Annotated in this window: 18 protein-coding genes and 3 tRNA genes; 11 read left to right on the top strand and 10 right to left on the bottom strand. The window is 66.4% G+C overall.

The window, feature by feature from the left end; translation table 11 throughout:
* Positions 1-174: 174 nt before the first annotated feature.
* Positions 175-1,395, bottom strand: a complete 1,221-nt coding sequence (locus tag WS45_RS20720; RefSeq protein ID WP_059701433.1) for an MFS transporter — start codon at positions 1,393-1,395, stop codon at positions 175-177.
* A gap of 281 nt (positions 1,396-1,676) precedes the next feature.
* On the opposite strand from WS45_RS20720, the gene WS45_RS20715 reads away from it, so the two are divergent.
* The 3 genes from WS45_RS20715 to WS45_RS20705 all read left to right on the top strand — a co-directional run bounded on the left by WS45_RS20715 (position 1,677) and on the right by WS45_RS20705 (position 4,713).
* Entirely contained in the window at positions 1,677-2,219 is a 543-nt protein-coding gene (locus WS45_RS20715; protein WP_059701522.1) for a GNAT family N-acetyltransferase, read from the top strand.
* 115 nt (positions 2,220-2,334) lie between these two features.
* Positions 2,335-2,961 (top strand): ParB-like protein, encoded by a 627-nt coding sequence (locus WS45_RS20710; RefSeq protein ID WP_059691792.1) that lies wholly within the window; start codon positions 2,335-2,337, stop codon positions 2,959-2,961.
* A 24-nt stretch (positions 2,962-2,985) separates the two neighbouring features.
* Positions 2,986-4,713: a SulP family inorganic anion transporter gene (locus tag WS45_RS20705; protein ID WP_059701431.1), complete on the top strand. Its 1,728-nt coding sequence runs from the start codon at positions 2,986-2,988 to the stop codon at positions 4,711-4,713.
* 42 nt (positions 4,714-4,755) lie between these two features.
* Here the strand turns inward: WS45_RS20705 and WS45_RS20700 are convergent, their stop codons facing one another.
* The 6 genes from WS45_RS20700 to WS45_RS20675 form a co-directional block, all read right to left on the bottom strand.
* Positions 4,756-5,706, bottom strand: coding sequence for a carbohydrate kinase family protein (locus WS45_RS20700; RefSeq protein WP_059701429.1), 951 nt, complete (start codon positions 5,704-5,706; stop codon positions 4,756-4,758).
* A gap of 128 nt (positions 5,707-5,834) precedes the next feature.
* Positions 5,835-6,779, bottom strand: a complete 945-nt coding sequence (locus WS45_RS20695; protein WP_059701426.1) for an ABC transporter substrate-binding protein — start codon at positions 6,777-6,779, stop codon at positions 5,835-5,837.
* A gap of 86 nt (positions 6,780-6,865) precedes the next feature.
* Entirely contained in the window at positions 6,866-7,903 is a 1,038-nt protein-coding gene (locus WS45_RS20690) for an ABC transporter permease subunit (protein WP_059532942.1), read from the bottom strand.
* A 40-nt stretch (positions 7,904-7,943) separates the two neighbouring features.
* Complete coding sequence (locus tag WS45_RS20685; RefSeq protein WP_059532939.1) at positions 7,944-9,497, bottom strand: sugar ABC transporter ATP-binding protein; 1,554 nt, start codon at positions 9,495-9,497, stop codon at positions 7,944-7,946.
* A complete protein-coding gene (locus WS45_RS20680) occupies positions 9,484-10,731 on the bottom strand; it encodes an ROK family protein (protein WP_059691837.1) in 1,248 nt (415 codons plus the stop codon). Before WS45_RS20680 ends, WS45_RS20685 begins: the two co-directional genes overlap by 14 nt.
* 330 nt (positions 10,732-11,061) lie before the next feature.
* A tRNA-Leu gene (locus WS45_RS20675) sits at positions 11,062-11,148 on the bottom strand.
* 435 nt (positions 11,149-11,583) lie between these two features.
* Here WS45_RS20675 and WS45_RS20670 point away from each other — a divergent pair.
* Together WS45_RS20670 and WS45_RS35160 are read left to right on the top strand one after the other, a co-directional pair.
* Positions 11,584-12,147, top strand: coding sequence for a flavodoxin family protein (locus WS45_RS20670; protein WP_059532936.1), 564 nt, complete (start codon positions 11,584-11,586; stop codon positions 12,145-12,147).
* Positions 12,148-12,171: 24 nt separating this feature from the next.
* Positions 12,172-12,432, top strand: coding sequence for a hypothetical protein (locus WS45_RS35160; protein WP_156437244.1), 261 nt, complete (start codon positions 12,172-12,174; stop codon positions 12,430-12,432).
* Positions 12,433-12,437: 5 nt separating this feature from the next.
* Here WS45_RS35160 and WS45_RS20665 read toward each other — a convergent pair.
* The 3 genes from WS45_RS20665 to WS45_RS20655 form a co-directional block, all read right to left on the bottom strand.
* Positions 12,438-12,524 (bottom strand) — tRNA-Leu (locus WS45_RS20665).
* A 110-nt stretch (positions 12,525-12,634) separates the two neighbouring features.
* On the bottom strand, positions 12,635-12,898 hold the full coding sequence (locus tag WS45_RS36560) for a hypothetical protein (protein WP_059701424.1): 264 nt from the start codon (positions 12,896-12,898) through the stop codon (positions 12,635-12,637).
* Positions 12,899-13,081: 183 nt separating this feature from the next.
* Positions 13,082-13,168: transfer RNA gene (locus WS45_RS20655), tRNA-Leu, on the bottom strand.
* A 249-nt stretch (positions 13,169-13,417) separates the two neighbouring features.
* Here WS45_RS20655 and rnr point away from each other — a divergent pair.
* The 6 genes from rnr to WS45_RS20625 all read left to right on the top strand — a co-directional run bounded on the left by rnr (position 13,418) and on the right by WS45_RS20625 (position 20,639).
* Positions 13,418-15,880 (top strand): ribonuclease R, encoded by a 2,463-nt coding sequence (rnr, locus tag WS45_RS20650; RefSeq protein ID WP_059532933.1) that lies wholly within the window; start codon positions 13,418-13,420, stop codon positions 15,878-15,880.
* Between the two features lie 151 nt (positions 15,881-16,031).
* Positions 16,032-16,775 (top strand): 23S rRNA (guanosine(2251)-2'-O)-methyltransferase RlmB, encoded by a 744-nt coding sequence (rlmB, locus tag WS45_RS20645; protein WP_059467602.1) that lies wholly within the window; start codon positions 16,032-16,034, stop codon positions 16,773-16,775.
* A gap of 103 nt (positions 16,776-16,878) precedes the next feature.
* The gene (locus WS45_RS20640; protein WP_059701422.1) at positions 16,879-17,751 is read left to right on the top strand and encodes an N-acetylmuramoyl-L-alanine amidase; all 873 of its coding nucleotides are present in this window, start codon (positions 16,879-16,881) and stop codon (positions 17,749-17,751) included.
* Between the two features lie 107 nt (positions 17,752-17,858).
* Positions 17,859-18,551 carry a ribose-5-phosphate isomerase RpiA gene (gene rpiA / locus WS45_RS20635; RefSeq protein ID WP_059701420.1) on the top strand — a complete coding sequence of 231 codons (693 nt, stop codon included), beginning with the start codon at positions 17,859-17,861 and terminating at the stop codon, positions 18,549-18,551.
* Between the two features lie 283 nt (positions 18,552-18,834).
* A complete protein-coding gene (locus tag WS45_RS20630) occupies positions 18,835-19,551 on the top strand; it encodes a FadR/GntR family transcriptional regulator (protein ID WP_059691784.1) in 717 nt (238 codons plus the stop codon).
* A 101-nt stretch (positions 19,552-19,652) separates the two neighbouring features.
* Complete coding sequence (locus WS45_RS20625; RefSeq protein ID WP_059701418.1) at positions 19,653-20,639, top strand: Gfo/Idh/MocA family protein; 987 nt, start codon at positions 19,653-19,655, stop codon at positions 20,637-20,639.
* The last annotated feature ends 20 nt before the right edge of the window (positions 20,640-20,659 follow it).

The raw sequence follows: 20,659 nt of genomic DNA, 5'->3' as shown, positions 1-20,659 counted from the left end.
TTTGATTATCTGATTCAAACAGCCGTTTTTATTAAGATAAAAAAACGCGGGCGGCGCGGGCAAGCGCGGAATCTGGACAAATTCCTCTAGTTCGATGTGCGAATGCGGAAAGTCTGTCGCGCGGCCCCGGCGGGATGGGGCACGCGCGATGGTGCGATGCGGCAATGCGCGGGCTCAGCCGACGGTGCTACGCGTATTGACCGATTGCGTCATGTCGATGCCGCGCCGTTCGCGGCTGAACAGGATCAGCACGGCGATCACGACGGCCACGATGCCGGCCACGAGCGCCAGCGCGAAACCGTAGTTGTCGCCCTGGGAAACCGCGAGCGACGCCTGCATCGTCGCGTTGCCGGACGCGAGCAGGTTGCCGAGCTGGTAGACGACGCCGGGGAACGTCGCGCGAATCTCGTCGGGCGAGATCTCGTTCAGGTGGACGGGGATCACGCCCCACGCACCCTGTACGGAGATCTGCATCAGGAACGCGCCGGCGGCGAGCGCGACCGGGCCGCTCGAGAACGCCCACAGCGGCAGCACCGGCAGCGCGATCAGCGCGGCGACGAAGATCGCGCGACGGCGGCCGATCTTCTCCGAGATCGCGCCGAACGACAGACCGCCGACGATCGCGCCGATGTTCAGCACGATCGTGATCCACGACACGGTATGCGGATCGAAGTGATGCTGTTCGCGCAGGAAGGTGGGGTAGAGGTCCTGCGTGCCGTGCGAGAAGAAGTTGAACGCGGTCATCAGCACGATCGCGTAGATCGTGAGTTTCCAGTTCTGCTGGATCGTGGTCGCGAGACTCGGCCGCGGACGCTTTTCCATCTGCTTCCAGGCCGGCGATTCGGGCACGTGCGTGCGCACATACAGCACGAGCAGCGCGGGCAGCACGCCGACCATGAACATGCCGCGCCAGCCGATGTACTGGTAGAACAGGCCGAACACGACGGACGCGAGCAGGTAGCCGCTCGGATAGCCGGCCTGCAGCAAGCCCGACACGAAGCCACGCGCGTGGGTCGGCACGGTTTCCATCGTCAGCGCGGAGCCGACGCCCCATTCGCCGCCCATCGCGATGCCGAACAGCGCGCGCAGCGCCAGCAGCGCGGCGAGGCTCGGCGCGAAGCCCGACGCGAGTTCGAGCAGCGAATAGCACGCGATGTTGACCATCAGCGTCGGACGGCGGCCGAACCGGTCGGCGAGCCGGCCGAAGATCAGCGCGCCGATCGGGCGCATCGCGAGCGTGAGCGTCAGCGCGAACGCGACCGCGGGGATCGTCGACGCGAATTCGGCGGCGATGTCCTTCAGCACGAAGACCATCAGGAAGAAATCGAACGCGTCGAGTGTCCAGCCCAGGTAGGCGGCGATCGTGACGTTGCGTTGTTCGCGGGTCCAGCTCATGTCCGAGGTCTCCTCGTAGGCTTGCGCGCTCACGATCCGCTGGCGGATGCCGGCCCGGCTTGCGCGCGGTGCGGGGGCATGGATCGAGTGTAGGCCGCGGCTCCGTGCGACGTGGGGTGCGATAACCTCGAATCGGGAATAATCCCTATGAAATGGATTGTTGAGAAAATGGAAATGAGCATGCGCGAGACGGGCGACAGGCGTCTGTATCATTCCGGAAGGCTTTTTGTATCAGTCATGTAATGTGCGCGACGCGCATCGCCACCGAATCAGGAGTCCAGATGACCGAACCATCCGTTGCCGCGTTGCCCGTCCTGGAGACCGGGCGGTTGTGGCTGCGCCCGCGCGTGCTGGCCGATCTCGACGCGAGCATCGAGATGGATCGCGATCCCGAGGTCACGCGCTACATCGCGGGCCCGTGGCACGACCCGGACGAACATCGCCGCTTCGTCACGCATCGGATCACGCGCGCGTATCCGCCGGGCCTCGGCTACTGGTCGATCTTCGAGAAGGCCGGCCCCGATGCGTTCATCGGATGGATCCTGCTGATTCCCGACTATGCGGGCGGCGCGCGCGACGTCGAGATCGGCTGGCGGCTCGTGCGCGCCGCGTGGGGGCGCGGCATCGCATGCGAGGCCGCCGCGGCCGTCGTGCGTCATGCGTTCGACACCGTGCGGCTGCCGCGCGTGATCGCCGATATCGCCGAGGCGAACACGGGTTCGCTGAACGTCGCACGCAAGCTCGGGATGCGCCGCGTGAGCGTCGTTCACGACGGGATTCCTTACGTGCGCCACCGTCTCGAGCGCGACGACCTGCGTGCATAGTGTTGCGTCCGGTTGTCAGAGATGGTCAAGCACAGGCATATCGAGGCCGTGACGTATTAACGGCTCGTCAGATCAGGAGTATCGTTGCCGGAAATTCGTAACATGGGGTACGACCATGGCACTCGGCAACGACGTTCATCTCATTCCCGTCCGGCTCGACGCACTGCGTCCGACGCAAATGACGGTCGGCTATCGCGAAGTGAAAGCGAAGCGCAAGCACTGGAAGACGCTCGACAAGCGCGCGCGCAAGGCCGCGATCGAGTCGCACTGGTTTCCGGCCGTCCTCGGCCCGGGCGGGCTGCACTACATCACCGATCATCACCACCTCGGCCTCGCGCTGATCGAGGAAGGGGAGACCCGTGTGAACGCGATGCTGCTGAAGGATCTGTCCTGGCTCGACGACACGATCTTCTGGCGGATGATGGAACACAACCAGTGGGTGCATCCGTTCGGCGCGGACGGTTCGCGTCGCGACTACGCGCATTTGCCGAAGGCGCTGACGGGGCTCGAGGACGATCCGTACCGGAGCCTTGCGGGCGAGCTGCGCACGGCCGGCGGCTACGCGAAGGATGCGACGCCGTTCAGCGAATTCCTGTGGGCCGACTACCTGCGCCAGCACGTGACGCTCGACCAGATCCGCAAGAACTTCTCGAAGGCGCTCGACCTCTCGCTGCGCCGTGCGCACGAGCAGGACGCGCGCTATCTGCCCGGCTGGTCGGGCGTCATTGCCGTCAAGCCCTGATACGCGCCCGGTGCCTGCCACTTCATGACGACCGTCCCGCCCCGTCCGGATGCCGGCCCGCAGCATCCCGAGCATTTCGCTGCACTCGATGCGGCAACGTCGCCGCCCATGCAGCGCATCGGCCTCGACGCGCTGGCCGGCGTATCGATCGCCGGGCTGCTGATTCCCGAGGCGGTCGCGTACGCGGGTCTCGCCAACCTGCCGCCGCAGGCCGGTCTCATCGCGCTGCTGTCGGGGCTCGTCGTCTATGCGCTGACCGGCAGCAGCCGCTTTGCGATCGTGTCGTCGACATCGTCGTCGGCGGCCGTGCTCGCCGCGACCGTGCTGGCCGAGTCCGGGATGGCGCTTGCCGCGCAACTCGCGCTGGCGGCCGCGCTCGTCGCGATGACCGGCGTGCTGTTCATCCTGGCGGGTGCCGCGCGACTGGGCGGCATGTCGGATTTCGTCGCGCGTCCGGTGCTGCGCGGTTTCACGTTCGGCCTGGCGCTGACGATCGTCATCAAGCAGGTGCCGAAGATTCTCGCGATCTCCGTGCAGCACAGCGACGCGCCGCATGTCGCGCTGGAGCTTGTCACCGGCGCGCCGCATGCGAACCTCGCGAGCGTCGCGCTCGGCGCGACCGCGCTCGCGTTGCTGTTCGTGCTCGGCCGGCGCTCGCGCGTGCCCGCGACACTGGTCGTGATCGTGCTGTCGATCGCGGCCGGATATATGGTCGACTGGCAGCACTACGGGATCGCGATCGTCGGGCACATCGATTTCCGGCACATCGAATTCGGCCTGCCGCATCTCGACCGCAATGCATGGATGCAGACGGTCGAACTTGCTTTCGCGCTGATGCTGATCCTGTATGCGGAGTCGTACGGATCGATTCGCAACTTCGCGCTGAAGCATGGCGACAGCGTGTCGCCGAACCGCGACCTCGTCGCCCTCGGCTGCGCGAACCTCGTGTCGGGGCTGCTGCACGGGATGCCGGTCGGCGCCGGATATTCGGCGACGTCCGCGAACGAGGCGGCCGGTGCGCGGTCGCGTTTCGCGGGCTTGTGGGCGGCCGGCGTGGTCGCGCTGATCGTGTGGCTGCTGCTGCCGCAGCTTGCGCGCACGCCGGAGCCCGTGCTCGCGGCGATCGTGATCTTTGCGGTCAGCCACTCGCTGCATCCGACGGTGTTCCGGCCGTACTGGGTCTGGCATCGCGACCGGCTCGTCGTGATCGCCGCGTTGCTCGCGGTGCTCGTGCTCGGCGTGCTGCACGGCCTGCTCGCGGCCATCGGCGTGAGCCTGCTGCTGACGCTGCGCAAGTTGTCGGAGCCGAACGTGAGCGTGCTCGGCCGGTTGCGCGACGGGCACGACTTCGTCGACGTCGCGAACCATGCCGATGCGACGCCGGTACCCGGCGTGCTGATCGTGCGGCCCGAGGCGCAGCTGTTCTTCGCGAACGCGGACCGGATGCTCAATCGCGTGCGTGCGCTGATGAAGGCCGCGCCCGATACGCGTACCGTGCTGCTGAGTCTCGAGGAAACGCCGGACGTGGACGGCACGACGATCGAGTCGTTGCGTACGTTCGCGGCCGAATGCGCGGCCCGTGGGCTGCAGTTTGCGATCGTGCGGCTCAAGGAGCACGCGCTGCATGCGCTGCGCCGCGCGGCCGACGAGACGCTGCGCGACGACGCGATGTCCGAACTGAGTGTCGACGAGAGCCTGCAACTGCTGCAGGCGCGCGGTAATGGCGGGAAGGGCGCGCAGGGCGGTGCGTGACGATGCGAGGCGAACGCGCCGTCCCGCGCGTTCCGGTGCCGCCTAGTGCGACAGCGCGGCGTCGGCCGCTTCGGCGGTCGCGGGGTTGGCCATCACCTCTGCCACCTCGGCAGCCGTCGGCGCATATGCGCCCGCATGCGCACAGGCGACCGCCGCGCAGGCGGCCGCATAGCGCAGATGATCGGCGGCCGATGCGCCGGGGCGCGTGAGCTGGCTGGCGAGCCAGCCACCGATGCTGGCGTCGCCGCAGCCGACGGTATCGGCGACCTCGGTCGCGAACGCCGGTTGGAACAGCGCGGAATCGCGATGCAGGAGCTGCATCCCGGCCGCGCCGCGCGTGACGAGCACGCTCGCATCGGGCGCCCACGCGCGCAATTGCGCGAGCGCGGCGGCTTCGTCGCGTTCGGGGAACAGGCCGCGCAGATCTTCGTCGGAGACCTTGATCCAGTCGGCGAGACTTGCCAGCCGCCGCAGGGTGGCGCGATACGACGGCGCGGCCATCGGCGCGCGATAGTTCGGATCGAACGAGATTCGTTTGCCGGCGGCGCGTGCAGCCTGCACGACGTCGATCAGGCGCGATGCAAGCGGCTCGCGCACGACGCCGAGCGAGCCGACGTGCACGATCTCGGCCGCGTCGAGCGCGCCGTCGGGCAAGTCGGCGGGATCGAACGCGAGATCGGCGCTGTTTTCGCCGATGAAGAAGTAATCGGGCGGCTGTTTCGACACGACCATCGCGAGCAGCGGCGCGCGATCGACCTGCCGGATGAAGCGCGGGTCGAGCCCGGCATCGGCGCTCCTGCGCATCAATTCGTCGCCGAAGATGTCGCGGCTGACCGTGCCGGCGAAGGCGGTCGGCACGCCGAGCCGTGCGCCGACGCGCGCCACGTTCCAGCACGAGCCGCCGGCGACGCTGCGCCAGTGCTGCGCGTCGTCGCGGATGAAATCGGTCAGCGCTTCGCCGAATACGATCAGGCGGGGGAACGTCATCGTCATGTCGAAACCTTGTGCCGTGGCGTGTCGCGCGGCGGTGCAGCGGTTGAGGTGAGCGGACGGGCAGAGCCGGGCGCCGCGCGCGGCGACGCGGCCCGACACCGCCCGGGATCGCGGGTGGCGTCGCGCGATCAGCGCGGGCTGCTCCAGCCCTTGTAGCCCTTCACGTTGTCGCGCGTGACGAGCGTCGGCTCGATCAGGATCATCGGATTGGCCGGCTTCTGGCCGTTCATGATCCCGTAGCCGACGTTGACGGCCTGTTGCGCCATCGCCCACGGGTCCTGGCTCGACGACGCCTGCACGAGCGTGTTGGACTTCAGCGCCACCTCGATATCCGGCGCGCCGTCGACCGACGTGATCACGATGTTCGGGCGATTCAGCTGCTTCGCCGCGAGATCGCTGCCGATCGCCTGCGGGTCGTTGATCGTGAACACGCCGTCGAGCTTCGGAAAGCGCGTCAGGTAGCCCTGCATCGCGTTCATCCCGCCTTCGCGCGAGCCCTTGCCGTCCTGGTCGCTCGACAGCAGCTTGATGCCCGGGTTTTTCGCGAGCACGGTCTTGCAGCCGTTCACGCGATCGATCACGGCCGACACCTGCGGGCCGTTCTCGATGATCACGTTGCCCTTGCCGCTGAGCTTCTTCGCGAGGTAGTCGCACGCCAGCTCGCCGGCCTTCACGTTGTTGGTCTGCACGGTCGCGTTCGCGCCGGCTGCCGCGACGTCCACCGCGACGACCGTGATGCCGGCCGCCTGCGCCTTCTTCACCGCCGGCTCGATCGCCTTCGGATCGGTCGCGTTGAGCAGGATCATGTCGACGTGTGCGGAGATGAAGTTGTCGATCTGGGTGAACTGCTTGTTCAGGTCGTAATCGGCGGAAACCGCGGTGACCTTCGCGTTCGGGTTGAGCTGTTTGGCGCGTGCTTCGGCACCCTTCACGATCGTGACGAAGTACGGGTTGCCGAGCGACCCGACCGTGACGCCGATCGATTTCAGCGGCTTGTCGGCTGCGTGGGCGGCGGCGGCGCCGAAGGCGAGCGCGCAGGCGATGGCGGTCAGGGCGGCTTTGTGCTTGAACATGTCGTTGTGTCTCCGGAAGGTCCGTTGGCGGACGGGCGCAGGAGGACCTGCCTGCGCCCTGATGGTTGAATGGTGAGGAGTGCGTGTCAGGTACGGGCCGAGTCGCGCTGTCGATAGCGGTCGAGCGCGACGGCGCCGATGATCACGAGCCCCTTGATGATGTATTGCCAGATGTCGGACACGCCGAGCAGCACGAGACCGTTGGTCAGAACCGCGATGATCAGCGCACCGATCAGCGTGCCGACGATCGAGCCGACGCCGCCGACGAAGCTCGTGCCGCCGAGGATCACCGCGGCGATCGCATCGAGTTCGTACGACTGGCCGAGCTGCAGGCCGTTGGCCGCATAGAGCCGCGCGGCCGACATCACCGCGCCGAGACCCGCGAGCAGACCCGACGCGGCATACACGAACAGCTGGATCGCCCGCACGTTGATGCCCGACAGGCGCGCGGCTTCAGGGTTGCCGCCGACCGAATAGATCCGCATCCCGAGCACCGTGCGGCGCAGGATGAACCAGGACAGCGCGATCACCGCGCACGCGATCACGACGAGCCAGGGCACGCCGAGGATCGTGCCGTTGCCGATGAACGCGAACGGCAGTTGCGGGTTGAAGACGGTCGTGTCGTTGCCGATCAGGCGGGCGACCCCGCGCACGGCCGTCATCGCGCCGAGTGTGACGATGAACGGCGGCAGGCGCAGGAACGAGATCAAGCCGCCGTTGATCGCGCCGAACACGAGGCCGACCGCGAGCGCGATCGGCACGCCGAGCCAGCCCCATCCGGGGATGGTCGACGCGAGCAGCGCGGCGACGGCCGATGCGGCGAGCACCGAACCGACCGACAGGTCGATGCCGCCCGTCAGGATCACGAAGGTCATGCCGGCGGCGAGCACGATGTTGATCGAGGCCTGCTGCGTGACGATCGACAGGTTCTGCAGCGTGAAGAAGCCGTCGGTCAGGAATCCGAAGCCGATGCACAGAACCAGCAGCACCGGCAGCATGCCGGCGGTGCGCATCAGCGATTGCATGCGCGCGCGATGATCGGCGCCGCGCATCAGCGGCGTACGGTTGGCCACCGGATGGGCCGTCGCGGAAGCGAGGTTCCGCTGCTTGGTCGGGTTGATCATGTCGGTACCTGGACGTAAGAGGGAGATGAAGGGGGCGTGGTCAGTGCGCGTCGGCGAGTTCGGCCTGCGAGCCGGTGGCGAGCGCGATGATCGCTTCCTGCGTGATGGGTGTGTGCATGTGGCCGCCGAGTTGGCCGGCGATCTCGCCTTCGCGCATCACGAGCACGCGATCGGCGACACCGATGATTTCCGGCAGCTCGCTCGAGATCACGATCACGCCGACGCCCGCACGGGCCAGTTCGTTGATGATCCGGTAGATCTCGGATTTCGCGCCGATGTCGACGCCGCGTGTCGGTTCGTCGAGGATCAGCACGCGCGGCTTCGTCTCGAGCAGGCGCGACAGCAGCACTTTCTGCTGGTTGCCGCCCGACAGCGCGCCGACGTTCACATTCGCGTTCGGCACGCGGATCGACAGCGAGGCGATCGCGTCGCGCGCGCGTTCGGCGCCGCGTGCGAGATCGAGCGCGCCGAGCCGGGCGTCGCGGTTGCACACGGAGATGTTGATGTTGTCGCGCACGCTCATGTCCAGGAACAGGCCCTGGCGCTTGCGGTCTTCCGTCAGGTAGACGAGGCCCGCGTCGATCGCGTCGCGGGGCGAATGGGCGCCGAACGTTCGATCGCCCAGCTTCACGTCGCCGCGCGTGCGCGGTTCCGCGCCGAAGATCAGCCGCGCGAGCTCGGTGCGGCCCGCGCCGACGAGCCCGGCGATGCCGAGCACCTCGCCCGCATGCAGGTCGAGGCTGCAGCCGCGCACGCGGTCGCCGTCGGCGATGTCGCGTACCGACAGCAGCAGGTGGCCGGGGTCGTACGGCGCATGTTCCTTCTTGTAGAAGCCGGAGATGTCGCGGCCCACCATCATCGCGACGAGCCGCTCGGCCGACAGCGATTCGCGCTCGAGCGTGCCGACGTACGATCCGTCGCGCAGCACCGACACGCGGTCGGACAATTCATAGATCTCGGCCATCCGGTGGCTGATGTAGATAATCGCGAGACCTTCCTCGCGCAGCTGGCGGATCAGGCCGAACAGGTGCTCGGTCTCGCGCGACGACAGCGGCGTCGTCGGTTCGTCCATCACGAGGATGCGTGCGCGGGTGTGCACGGCGCGCGCGATTTCGACGAGTTGCTGTTCGGCGATCGACAGCGTGCCGACGAGCGTGTCGGGCCCGAACGGCGCGCCGAGACGCGTGAGCACGTCCTGGCAGCCGCGCGCCATCGCCGCGCGGTCGATGGTGCCCCAGCGCCGGTTGCCGCGCCGCAGTTCGCGGCCGACGTAGATGTTTTCCGCCACCGTCAGGTTCGGCGCGAGGCACAGCTCCTGGTAGATCACCGCGACGCCCGCATCGCGCGCGGCAAGCGGGCCGTCGACGTCGATGCGCTCGCCGTCGATCAGGATTTCGCCGCCGGCGTCGGCGCGATACGCACCCGACAGGATCTTCATCAGCGTCGATTTGCCCGCGCCGTTTTCGCCCATCAGCGAGTGGATTTCGCCCGGATAGACGGTCAGGCTGACGTTGTCGAGCGCGCGCACGGCCGGGAACGTCTTGCTGATCCGGCGCATCTCGAGCAGCGGCCGGGGCGACTCAGAACGCGACATGGTTGACCTCCTGCGATTCGGTGCGGGCGCCCTTGAGGATGCCGGCCCGCGGGGAGAAGTTGAAGAACATCGGCAGCGTCGCGGCGCCGATCGCACCGGCGTCGGCGCCGAACGTGCCGCGCACGAGCGTCGGCGTGCCGCGCGCTTCCGGCGCGGTGGCGACGAGCGCCGCGCGCAGGCGGGTCGTCAGCGCATCGAGCAGGCCGGCGTCGGTATCGGCATCGAGCACGACCACCGGCGCGTCGACGACGCACAGCACCGCGCGCAATGCCGGGGCGAGTGCGTCGACGCAGTCGTCGATCCATTCGTCGACCGCCGGCAGGCCGCGCGCGATGCAGGCCTCGAGATCGGCGCGGTTCTCGACCGTCTCGCCGTGATGGCGCAGGTGGCGCACCAGCGCATGCAGCGATGCGCGGGCGAGCAGGATGTCCCACGGGCCGCGCGGCGGCGGCGCGGAGGCCAGCCGGCTCGGCGGGACGGGAATCACGGCGATGTCGCCGGCATTGCCGGTCACGCCGCGCAGGCAGTCGCCGTCGATCGCGATGCCGCCGCCGATCGCCGGACCGATGAACAGGTAGACGAAGTCGTCGCACTGCCGGCCGTACCCGTAGAACAGTTCGGCGATCGCGGCCGCGTTGCCGTCGTTTTCGCCGAACACGGGCAGCGACAGCGTGCGCCCGAGGTCGCTCGCGAAGTCGACGTCTTCCCATGCGCGGAACGTGTCGGGCGCGAGGCCGAGCTCGCGCATCCATGCGCCGAGGTTGTACGGCTGCGCGACGCCGACGCCCGCCAGGCGCGCGCGCTCATGCGCGGGAAGCAGATCCTGCATCGCATCGATGTCGCGTCGCACGATGTCGAGCACGTCGGCGGGCGGGGGGAGCAGCATGTCGTGGGAGCGGCGGCCGAGCACGTCGCCCGCGAAATTGACGAGCGCCGTCTCGATGCGCATCCGGTCGAGATGGACGCCGATGCCGAACGCGCCGCGCGGATCGAGGCGGATCAGCGATGCCGGCTGGCCGCGCTGGCCTTCGGTGCGGCCGGCGAACGCAATCAGCTTCGCATCGGCGAGCGACGCGATGATGCTGCCGACCGCCGTGCCCGTCATGTTCGCGAGACGGGCCAGGTCGGCCTTCGATGCGCTACCCGCACGGCGCAGCGTCTTCAACAGCAGGCGCTCGTTGTAACGGCGCACGTTGGCCGAGTTGCTTCCCTGGCCGATGTGCGGGCTTCTCATGGCGTCTCCTTCCATGGGGCGCGTCGATTGCGACGCATTAAATAAATCACGTTGATTTATTTAACCGCGTGAGCGGCGGCGTGTCAGCCTAGGGAAATCCCGGTTTTGCCTCTGGGGCGGGGATGGATGCTGGTGGGCAAGGGTGAGGCGAATCACGGGTGGCGAAGTGATTGTCCCCGCGCACGAGGGCGGGCGTGGATTCGGCACTCGGTGCGTGTTGGTGGCTGTGGTGAGTTGCGCTGCCGCGGTGAATTCGCAAGCGCGCCCGCAGGGATTCTGGAGTCGGAAATGAAAAAAGGCCGGCATAAAGCCGACCTTTTCAAAAACAGATGGTGCCCAGGAGAGGACTCGAACCTCCACGATGTTGCCACCGCTAGGACCTGAACCTAGTGCGTCTACCAATTCCGCCACCTGGGCACGTTTCGCTTTGCTGCATCGCGAAAGACCGCAATTATAGCGTGACTGAAGGGCGTGTCAACAGATTTTTGCGCGATCGTTTGGATCGGTGAGAAAAAGGGCGCGCCTGGTTCGTCGCGTCTGAACACATTGACCCGTCGATGCCGGCGCGAGGAATTACTGCCGGAAAGGATCGAGCGAATTTCCTGAATGCGCATTCACGTTTGTCGCCGGAGAAATTATTCTCGACGACATCCTGTCGTCCGGGCTGCCCCCGCGGCTACAGGATGCAATCGCAACGATTGCCCGCTGGCCCGGCGGGCCGTGTGCATCGCGCAGGCGCCGACACGCAATGGCGCGTGCGGCACCTGTGGGTGAAGTCGCTTGTATCGCGACTTTTTATGTTACCGTAGCAGTAACGTTTATTGCGGAGCGGTCCGCGTCAAGGAGTTCGTCATGTCTGAAATTGCAGTGGTTTTTCACAGCGGCTACGGCCACGCAGCCGTTATTGCGGACGCAGTTGCTCGCGGCGTCGAGAAAGTCGACGGCGCGTCGGTCAAGTTGATCCCCGTCGACGCGATCGACGAACACTGGGAGTACCTGGAGCGCGATGCGAAGGCGATCATCTTTGGCTCGCCGACCTACATGGGCAGTGCGTCCGCTCAGTTCAAGGGCTTCATGGACGCATCGTCGAAGCATTGGGGCAAGTGGCGTGACAAGCTGGCAGCCGGTTTCACGGTGTCGGCTTCGCAAAGCGGCGACAAGCTGTCGACGCTGCAACAACTGGCGGTCTTCGCTGCCCAGCATCAGATGCTGTGGGTCAGCCTCGGCCTGATGCCCGGCAACAACAGCAGTGCGGGTTCGGTCAACGATCTGAATCGGCTCGGGTCGTTCCTCGGTGCGATGGCGCAGGCAAATGCGGACGAGGGCGGCGATGCGATTCTTGAGAGCGATCGCAAGACGGCGGAAGTGCTGGGCGAGCGTGTCGCGATTGCCGCGAAACGCTGGAACGGCGCCTGACATCGACAGCCGGGGCGAGTCTTGATGAAGCGTTCGGCTGCTGAATCGGTGAAGGGGCGAGGTGTGCGTCGCGTATCCATCGAGTTCGCCGGGCATCTCGAAATTCGCGCGCCCGATTCCGCTTCGTTGCTTGAGTCGGAGATGACAGAAGGCCGGGATAGGCCGCCCGTTTCTGGAAAGCGGAGGGGGCTTGGTAACGCGGGCGCGTGCCCCGAGTTGCGGTTGCAAGCGCAGCGCTTTGCGCCTGAAAAAGAAAAAGGCCGGCTAAAAGCCGGCCTTTCTTAAATAAGTGGTGCCCAGGAGAGGACTCGAACCTCCACGGTGTTGCCACCGCTAGGACCTGAACCTAGTGCGTCTACCAATTCCGCCACCTGGGCACGTTTCGCTTGCTGCGATGCGAAGACCGCTATTTTAGCGTGTCTTGAAAGTCTGTCAATACAATTTGTGCGACGGCCATAAAAATTTCGCGCGTCGCATATTCAGGGCGTCACGCGCAGATCGGAATCGCACGCGTTGCCGCGAAATTCCTGCGCAGCGCATCAGCTGTGTCGACGCAGGTGTGCAGCAAACCAGCTGCGCGAAACGTATCGGCGTTCTTCTGCTGCTCACCGACGTTCTGAGGGACTACGGAATCCTCGCGGCGGGATTCGTGTCGACCGATGCGCAGCGTGTATGGTGAGTTCTCGCGTGCGCCGCGATGCCGGCGGCCGGCATCGCACATGCGAACGTGCGGCGGATGCATCGACGTCATGGATCGTGTTCCTCGCCGGATTCGTCGAAAGCAAAGCGGCTAACGTACCAACGGGGAGGGCAATCGATCACCGATCAATTCTGCTATCGATCGGCGTGACGGGCATATGGCGCGGCCAGCGCGCGTAATGCGAGGCTTGAAATGAAAAAAGGCCGGCATAGAGCCGACCTTTTCAAAAACAGATGGTGCCCAGGAGAGGACTCGAACCTCCACGATGTTGCCACCGCTAGGACCTGAACCTAGTGCGTCTACCAATTCCGCCACCTGGGCACGTTTTGCAGTAGCTGCTTGCTGCAAAGAAGCGAAATTATAGCGCCCCAATTAATCGTGTCAACACTTTTTTGCGATGCACCGCAAACCGGCCGCTGCAGCGCCCGCACGCGGCATTCGCGTCATTTGGCGGCACAGGCGGGTGATAGAATGGTCCGCCGCCGTCACTATAGAACTGTCTGACGGACACTTCTATGTTGATGCCGTGCACCATCAGTCAACGCAACGAGAACAATCATCGACAAACCCTTGAGCAAATATCCGTACCCCATTCCGAGCCGTGAAGAAATTCTCGGCGTGCTGCGTACGAGCGACGCGCCGCTGGCAGCCAACGACATCGCCGAAGCGTTGTCGATCAAGCGCCAGGAGCGCGAAGGGTTCTTCCGGCGTGTCGCCGCGATGGAACGCGACGGCCAGATCCGCCTCGACAAGCGCGGCCACTATCAGCTTACCCATCCGTCGAATTTCGTCGCCGGCCGCGTGCAGGGGCATCGCGACGGCTACGGGTTCGTGATCCGCGACGACGGCCAGGACGACCTGTTCCTGCCGAACGGCGAAATGCAGAAGGTCATGCACAACGACCGCGTGCTCGCGCGGATCGTCGGCTACGATCGCCGCGGCCGCCCGGAAGGCCATGTCGTCGAAGTCACCGAGCGCGCGAACAAGCGCGTGATCGGCCGCCTGCTCAACGAGAACGGCGCGCTGATCGTCGCACCCGAAGACAAGCGCATCGGCCACGACATCCTGATCACGCAGAACGTGAAGAAGGCAAAGGTCGGGCAGGTCGTCGTCGTCGAATTGACCGATTTCCCGAGCCGCCATTCGCAACCGCTCGGCCGCGTCGTCGAAGTGCTCGGCGACATCGACGATCCGGGCATGGAAATCGAGATCGCGGTGCGCAAGTACGGCGTGCCGCATGAATTCAGCCAGCCGGCGCTCGATGAAGCCGCCGCGCTGCCCGACAAGGTGCGGCCGGCCGACCTGCGGTTCCGCGTCGATCTGCGCGACGTGCCGCTCGTGACGATCGACGGCGAGGACGCCCGCGACTTCGACGATGCCGTCTACTGCGAGCCGACCAAGGTCGGTCGCGGCGACGGCTACCGCCTGATCGTCGCGATCGCCGACGTGTCGCACTATGTGCAGCCGGGCAACGGCCTCGATGCCGACGCACTGGAACGCAGCACGTCGGTCTATTTCCCGCGCCGGGTGATCCCGATGCTGCCGGAGAAGCTGTCGAACGGGCTGTGCTCGCTGAATCCGCAGGTCGACCGCTGCGTGCTCGCGTGCGATATGGTGATTACGGCGCGCGGCGAGATCAAGGCGTACCAGTTCTACCCGGCCGTGATCCATTCGGCTGCGCGCCTGACGTACACCGAAGTCGCCGCCGTGCTGTCGAACACGAAGGGGCCGGAGGCCGCGCGCCGCGCGGACCTGCTGCCGCACCTGCAGGATCTGTACGGCGTCTACAAGGCGCTGTTCGCCGCCCGCCAGAAGCGCGGCGCGATCGACTTCGACACGACCGAGACGTACATCGTCTGCAACTCGCAGGGCAAGATCGAACAGATCGTGCCGCGTCAGCGCAACGATGCGCACAAGCTGATCGAGGAATGCATGCTGGCCGCGAACGTCTGCGCGGCCGACTTCCTGAAGCGCAACAAGCACCCGGGCCTGTACCGCGTGCATGCGGGCCCGACGCCGGAGAAGCTCGAGAACCTGCGCGCGTTCCTGCGCGGCATGGGCCTGTCGCTCGGCGGCGGCGACAAGCCGCATGCGAGCGACTACGCCGCGCTGATGGCGCAGATCCGCGACCGGCCCGACGCGCAGATGCTGCAGCCGATGCTGCTGCGCTCGATGCAGCAGGCCGTCTACAGTCCGGACAACATCGGTCACTTCGGTCTCGCGTATGAGGCGTATGCGCACTTCACGAGCCCGATCCGCCGCTATCCCGACCTGCTCACGCACCGCGCGATCTACTCGATCCTGTCGGGCAAGAAGTACGTGCCGAAGGCACCGGAAGGCTTCGAGCTGAACACCGCGCTCTCGCCGCGCGCCCGCGCGATGCAGCAGGCCGACGACGAAGCGCGCGGCCGTTCGCGATCGAACACCGCGATCTGGGAAGAACTCGGCCTGCACTGCTCGGCGAACGAGCGCCGTGCCGACGAAGCGTCGCGCGACGTCGAGGCCTGGCTCAAGTGCTACTTCATGCGCGACAAGCTCGGCGAGGAGTACGGCGGGATGGTGAACGGCGTCACGTCGTTCGGCATCTTCGTGCAGCTCGATACGCTGTTCATCGAAGGGCTCGTGCACGTCACGGAACTCGGCTCGGACTACTTCCAGTACGACGAGATCAAGAACGAGCTGCGCGGCGAGCGCACGGGTATCCGCTATCGCCTGTCCGATCGTGTGCGCGTGCAGGTGAGCCGCGTCGATCTCGACGCGCGCAAGATCGATTTCCGCCTCGTGCGCGACACGCCGGTGAAGGCGCCTCGTACGGTACCGGCGCCGGCTGTCGCCGGTAACGGTAACGATCGCGGTGGCCCGCGCGTGCGCTCGTTGCCGCCGGTGGAGGAAGCCGCGCCGCGCCGCAAGAAGGCGGCGAGCGCGCCGACCGTCGCGGTGAAGGAGGCGCGTGCGGCGCGTGCCGCGAAGAAGAAGGGCGGCGTGGCGGCGAAGACGGCCGCGAAGAAGGTTCACGCCCGCAAGAAGTATTGAGCGTTCGGGGCGGTGCATGCACACGCCCCTGCAGTATCGAGAGACGCCGCGTTCTACCGGTCACCGGCCGGCAACGCGGCGCTTTCCTTTTCCATGAATCGCGGCTGCGCCCATCGCGCGGCCGCACGTTTGATCGAAGGTTGTTCCAGTCATGTCACGTCTGAAGGTTCTTTACGGTTTTCACGCGGTGACCGCACGTTTGCGGCACGATGCGTCGACGGTTGCGGAGGTGCTGTACGACCAGACGCGCCGCGACCGCCGCATGCAGGACTTCCTGCACGCCGCGAAGGAAGCGGGCGTGCGGCTGATCGCAGCCGACGAAACCCGCCTGTGGGGCCTCGCGCATACCGAGCGCCATCAGGGCGTCGTCGCGCGCGTCGAAGACGTTCCGCTCGCGCAGAACCTGTCCGAGCTGCTCGACGGCATCCAGGGCCCGGCGCTGCTGCTGGTGCTCGACGGCGTCACCGATCCGCACAACCTCGGCGCGTGCCTGCGCGTCGCCGATTCGGCCGGCGCGCATGCGGTGATCGCGCCGCGTGACCGCGCGGTCGGCCTGAACGCGACCGCGGCGAAGGTCGCGAGCGGCGCGGCCGACACGGTGCCGTACATCACGGTGACGAACCTCGCCCGCGCGCTGCGCGAGCTGAAGGAGGCAGGCGTGTGGATCATCGGCACGTCGGACGAGGCGCCGGGCACGCTGTACGACACGAAGCTCGACGGCCCCGTCGCCATCGTCATGGGTGCGGAGGGCGAAGGCATGCGCCGGCTCACGCGCGACACCTGCGACGAAGTGATGAGCATCCCGATGGCCGGCAGCGTCGAAAGCCTGAACGTGTCGGTCGCGAGCGGCGTGTGCCTGTACGAAGCGGTGCGGCAGCGGCGCGTGAAGGGCTGACCCGGGCTGACGCACGCGGGCTCGCGCGATGCGCGGGCCGTCACGACCCGAACGACGCGTGCCGCGACTGCGCGCGGCACGCGGCTCCCGGAACTCGCGGACCATGACCCTGTTTCGCCTCGGCGCATCGTGCGCCATCCTCGGCCTGCTGGCCGCCTGCACATCGCCGTCGCTGGTCGGGCGCGGCACCTACTACGCCGATACGAGCCTGCAAGCGCACGGCGCCGATTCGCGGATCCGCTTTCTCGTGATGCATTACACCGAAAGCGACGAAGCGAAATCGCTGCGCACGCTGACGGGCGACTCGGTCAGCGCGCACTACGTCGTGCCGCCGCAACCACGCGTCGAACACGGGATGCCGGTCGTCTACCAGCTCGTTCCCGAATCGAAACGCGCATGGCATGCGGGTATCAGCGAATGGCAGGGCACGACCGAGCTCAACGCGGCGTCGATCGGCATCGAGAACGTGAATCGCGGCCCGCTCGATCCGCAAAACCGCACGTGGCAGCCGTATCCGCCCGAACAGGTCGATGCGCTGATCCGCCTGTCGAAGGACATCGTCGCACGCTACGGAATTCCGCCAACGCGCGTGGTCGGGCACAGCGACATCGCGCCACAACGCAAGATCGATCCGGGGCCGCTGTTCCCGTGGCATGCGCTCGCGCAAGCCGGCGTCGGCGCATGGCCGGACGATGCGACTGTGGCCGCGCGACTGGGCGGCCGCGATCCGCACGCGCTCGTCGACGTGCGGGAATTGCAGCTGAAGCTTGCACGCTACGGCTATGACGTGGCGACCGACGGCGTGCTCGACACGCGCACGCAACGCGTTTTCGCGGCGTTTCAGATGCATTTCCGACCATCCGACTATGCGGGCAACCCGGACGCCGGGACCGATGCGATCGCGCAAGCGTTGCTCGACAAGTATTTTCCCGGCACGCCGCCGGCCGAGGAGGGTGCCGCAACCGGCGCGCCCTGACGATCGATCGGCGCGCGAGGCGCTGCAACACGCGCCGAAAAAGCCCGGGTCGTCATCCGAGTCCGGTAAACTGCCGGTTTTCCGCAATCCCGCTGTATTCCCACCCCATGACTCAAGACGAACTCAAACGCCTGGTCGGCCAGGCAGCCGCCGATTATGTGATCCAGAACGTGCCGGAAGGCGCCGTGATCGGCGTCGGCACCGGCTCGACCGCCAACTGCTTCATCGACGCGCTCGCGGCCGTCAAATCGCGCTACCGCGGCGCCGTGTCGAGCTCCATCGCGACGACCGAACGCCTCAAGTCCCACGGCATCAAGGTGTTCGACCTGAACGAAGTCAAATCGCTGCAGGTGTACGTCGACGGTGCCGACGAGATCGACGCAAGCGGCGCGATGATCAAGGGTGGCGGCGGTGCGCTGACGCGCGAGAAGATCGTCGCGTCGGTGGCCGATACGTTCGTCTGCATCGCGGATGGCAGCAAGCGCGTGCCGGTGCTCGGCGCATTCCCGCTGCCGATCGAAGTCGTGCCGATGGCGCGCACGGCGATCGGCCGGCGCGTGACCGCGCTGGGCGGCGTGCCGGTGCTGCGCGTGACGAAGGACGGCACGCCGTACATCACCGACAACGGCAACGAAATCATCGACGTGAAGGGGCTGCAGATCGTCGATCCGCGCGGTTTCGAAGCGCAGGTCAACGCATGGCCGGGCGTCGTGACGGTTGGCCTGTTCGCCGAGCGCGGCGCGAATCTGTGTCTGCTCGGCACGGAAAACGGCGTTGAGACGATCGTTTATCCCGATTAATCGAAACTGAATGAGAAGCAGTCCGTAATGGCGTCAGGATGCCGTAATGGATTGCATCTTCAAACTCGACGGAAAGCCCGGCCCGGCAAGCGCAGCGCGCTTCCCGGGCTTTTTTTGAAGCCGTATAAATCACCACGTCAAAAAGAGGGATAACCCTGTCAGGTGTTTACCAGATAGCGAAATATCCCCGAACTCATCAACTTATAGATCATAAGAACAGTCGTAACCAGGGCCGGCGGAACTGCGGAGCAGGTGTTCGCAAATCGACGCACGGGGAGGTGTCATGGAGCAGGGCAAAGACCGGTCACTGGTCGCCAAAGTGATGGATGGGCTTGTCGCGGGTATCGTCGAGGACAAGTACGGCGGCATTTTGCCGCCGCAGGACGTGCTGTCGAAAGAGTTCGACGTGAGCCGGACGGTGATGCGCGAAGCATTGTCGATGTTGCTTGCGCGCGACATGCTCGACGTGCGTCCGAAAGTCGGTACGCGCGTTCGACCGATGCGCGACTGGCGCATGATCGATGAAGACGTGGTGAGCTGGCGGTTTCGTGCGAAGCCGGATCCGCAGTTCATGCGCGACGTCATCGAATTCCGGATGCTGATCGAACCGCGCGCGACCGCGCAGGCGGCCGTCCGTGCGACGGCGGTCGACATCGCGGGCATTCGCGAGGCATTCGAAGCGTTCAAGGTGTTGCAACCGGGCGACCCCGGATACGACACGGCGGACGAGTTGCTGCACACGCGGATCGTCCAGGCGAGCGGCAACCAGTTCTTCCAGCAGATGGCGGCCATCGTGCGCGGTGCGGTGCGTCTCGTGAATCCGCGCGTCGCGCAGAAGGACGGTGCGCACGACGTCGCGGTGAAGGCGCATGCGCGCGTCGTCGACGCGATCGAACGCCGCGATCCGCGCGAAGCCGAAGCGGCATCGCTCGCGCTGATCGATTTCAGCGCCGACGAGATTTCGCGCGATTTCTCCGTCGACGTGCCCGTGCGCGCCTGAATCGGCGCGCGTCGCTTATCCGTGCGCCGGCGAGCCGTTTATCATGACGGCCGGCCGGCAGCGTGCCGGCCCCCGTCATACGACCGACACGGAAGATCCGGATGAACGACCTCGACAACCGCCCGGTGCGCTTCGGCATCGTCGGCGCAGGCAGCATCGCACGCCGATTCGCGCAAAGCCTCGCTCACGTGCCGGGTGCCACGCTCGCCGGCGTATGGGCACGCCGCGCCGACGCGGCAACCGCCTTCTGCGACAGCTGCGGCGGCACGCCTGCCGCCAGCCTCGACGCGCTCCTCGCGAGCGACATCGACGCGGTCTATATCGCAACCCTCCACGACAGTCACGCACGCTACGCGCAAGCGGCGCTTGCCGCCGGCAAGGCTGTGCTGTGCGAAAAACCCGCGACGCTGAACGCGACGCAACTCGACGCCGTGCTGGATGCGGCACGCGCTGCCGGACGGCTCTTCATGGAAGCGATGAAGCCGCCGTTCTTTCCGTTGTATCGTCAGTTACGCGCGCACCTGCACGACGACCCGATCGGCGAAATCCGGCTCGTGCGCGCGGGCTGCGCATCGTCGTCGGTGCCGGACGATCATTCCGTCTATCGACTCGACCGCGCCGGCGGCGCGCTGCTCGACATCGGGATCTACGAAGCGTTTCTCGCGGTCGACTGGCTCGGCGCCGCAGTCGACGTGCAGACGCTCGGCCGTATCGGCGCGACGGGTGTCGACGTGTTCGCGAGCCTGAACAGCCGTCACGCGAACGGCGGCATCGCGCAGCTCTTTTGCGGGCTCGACATGATGGGACGCGGTGACGCGCTGATCGCCGCCGCAGGCGGGCACGTGACGATTCACGAGAAGTGGTGGAACCCCGCGCGGGCGACGATCCGCTACGCGGACGGGCGCACGGTCGAACTCGATGCGCCGGTCGACGGCGGCGGCCTGAACTACGAGACCGCGCATTTCTGCGACTTGTTGCGCGCGGGCGAACGCGAGAGCCCGATCATGACGCACGACCACTCGCGCCGGATGATCGCGATGACCGACGCAGCACGTGCGGCACTCGGCGTGCGCTATTCGGGCGAATAGGCGGGAAGGAAGGGAAGCCG

Origin of the sequence: Burkholderia sp. RF2-non_BP3, from assembly GCF_001522185.1 — a bacterium.
Classification (GTDB): Bacteria; Pseudomonadota; Gammaproteobacteria; order Burkholderiales; family Burkholderiaceae; genus Burkholderia; species Burkholderia diffusa.
The sequence above is the reverse complement of the archived record's forward strand: the minus strand, read 5'-3'. Positions and strand labels throughout refer to the sequence as shown.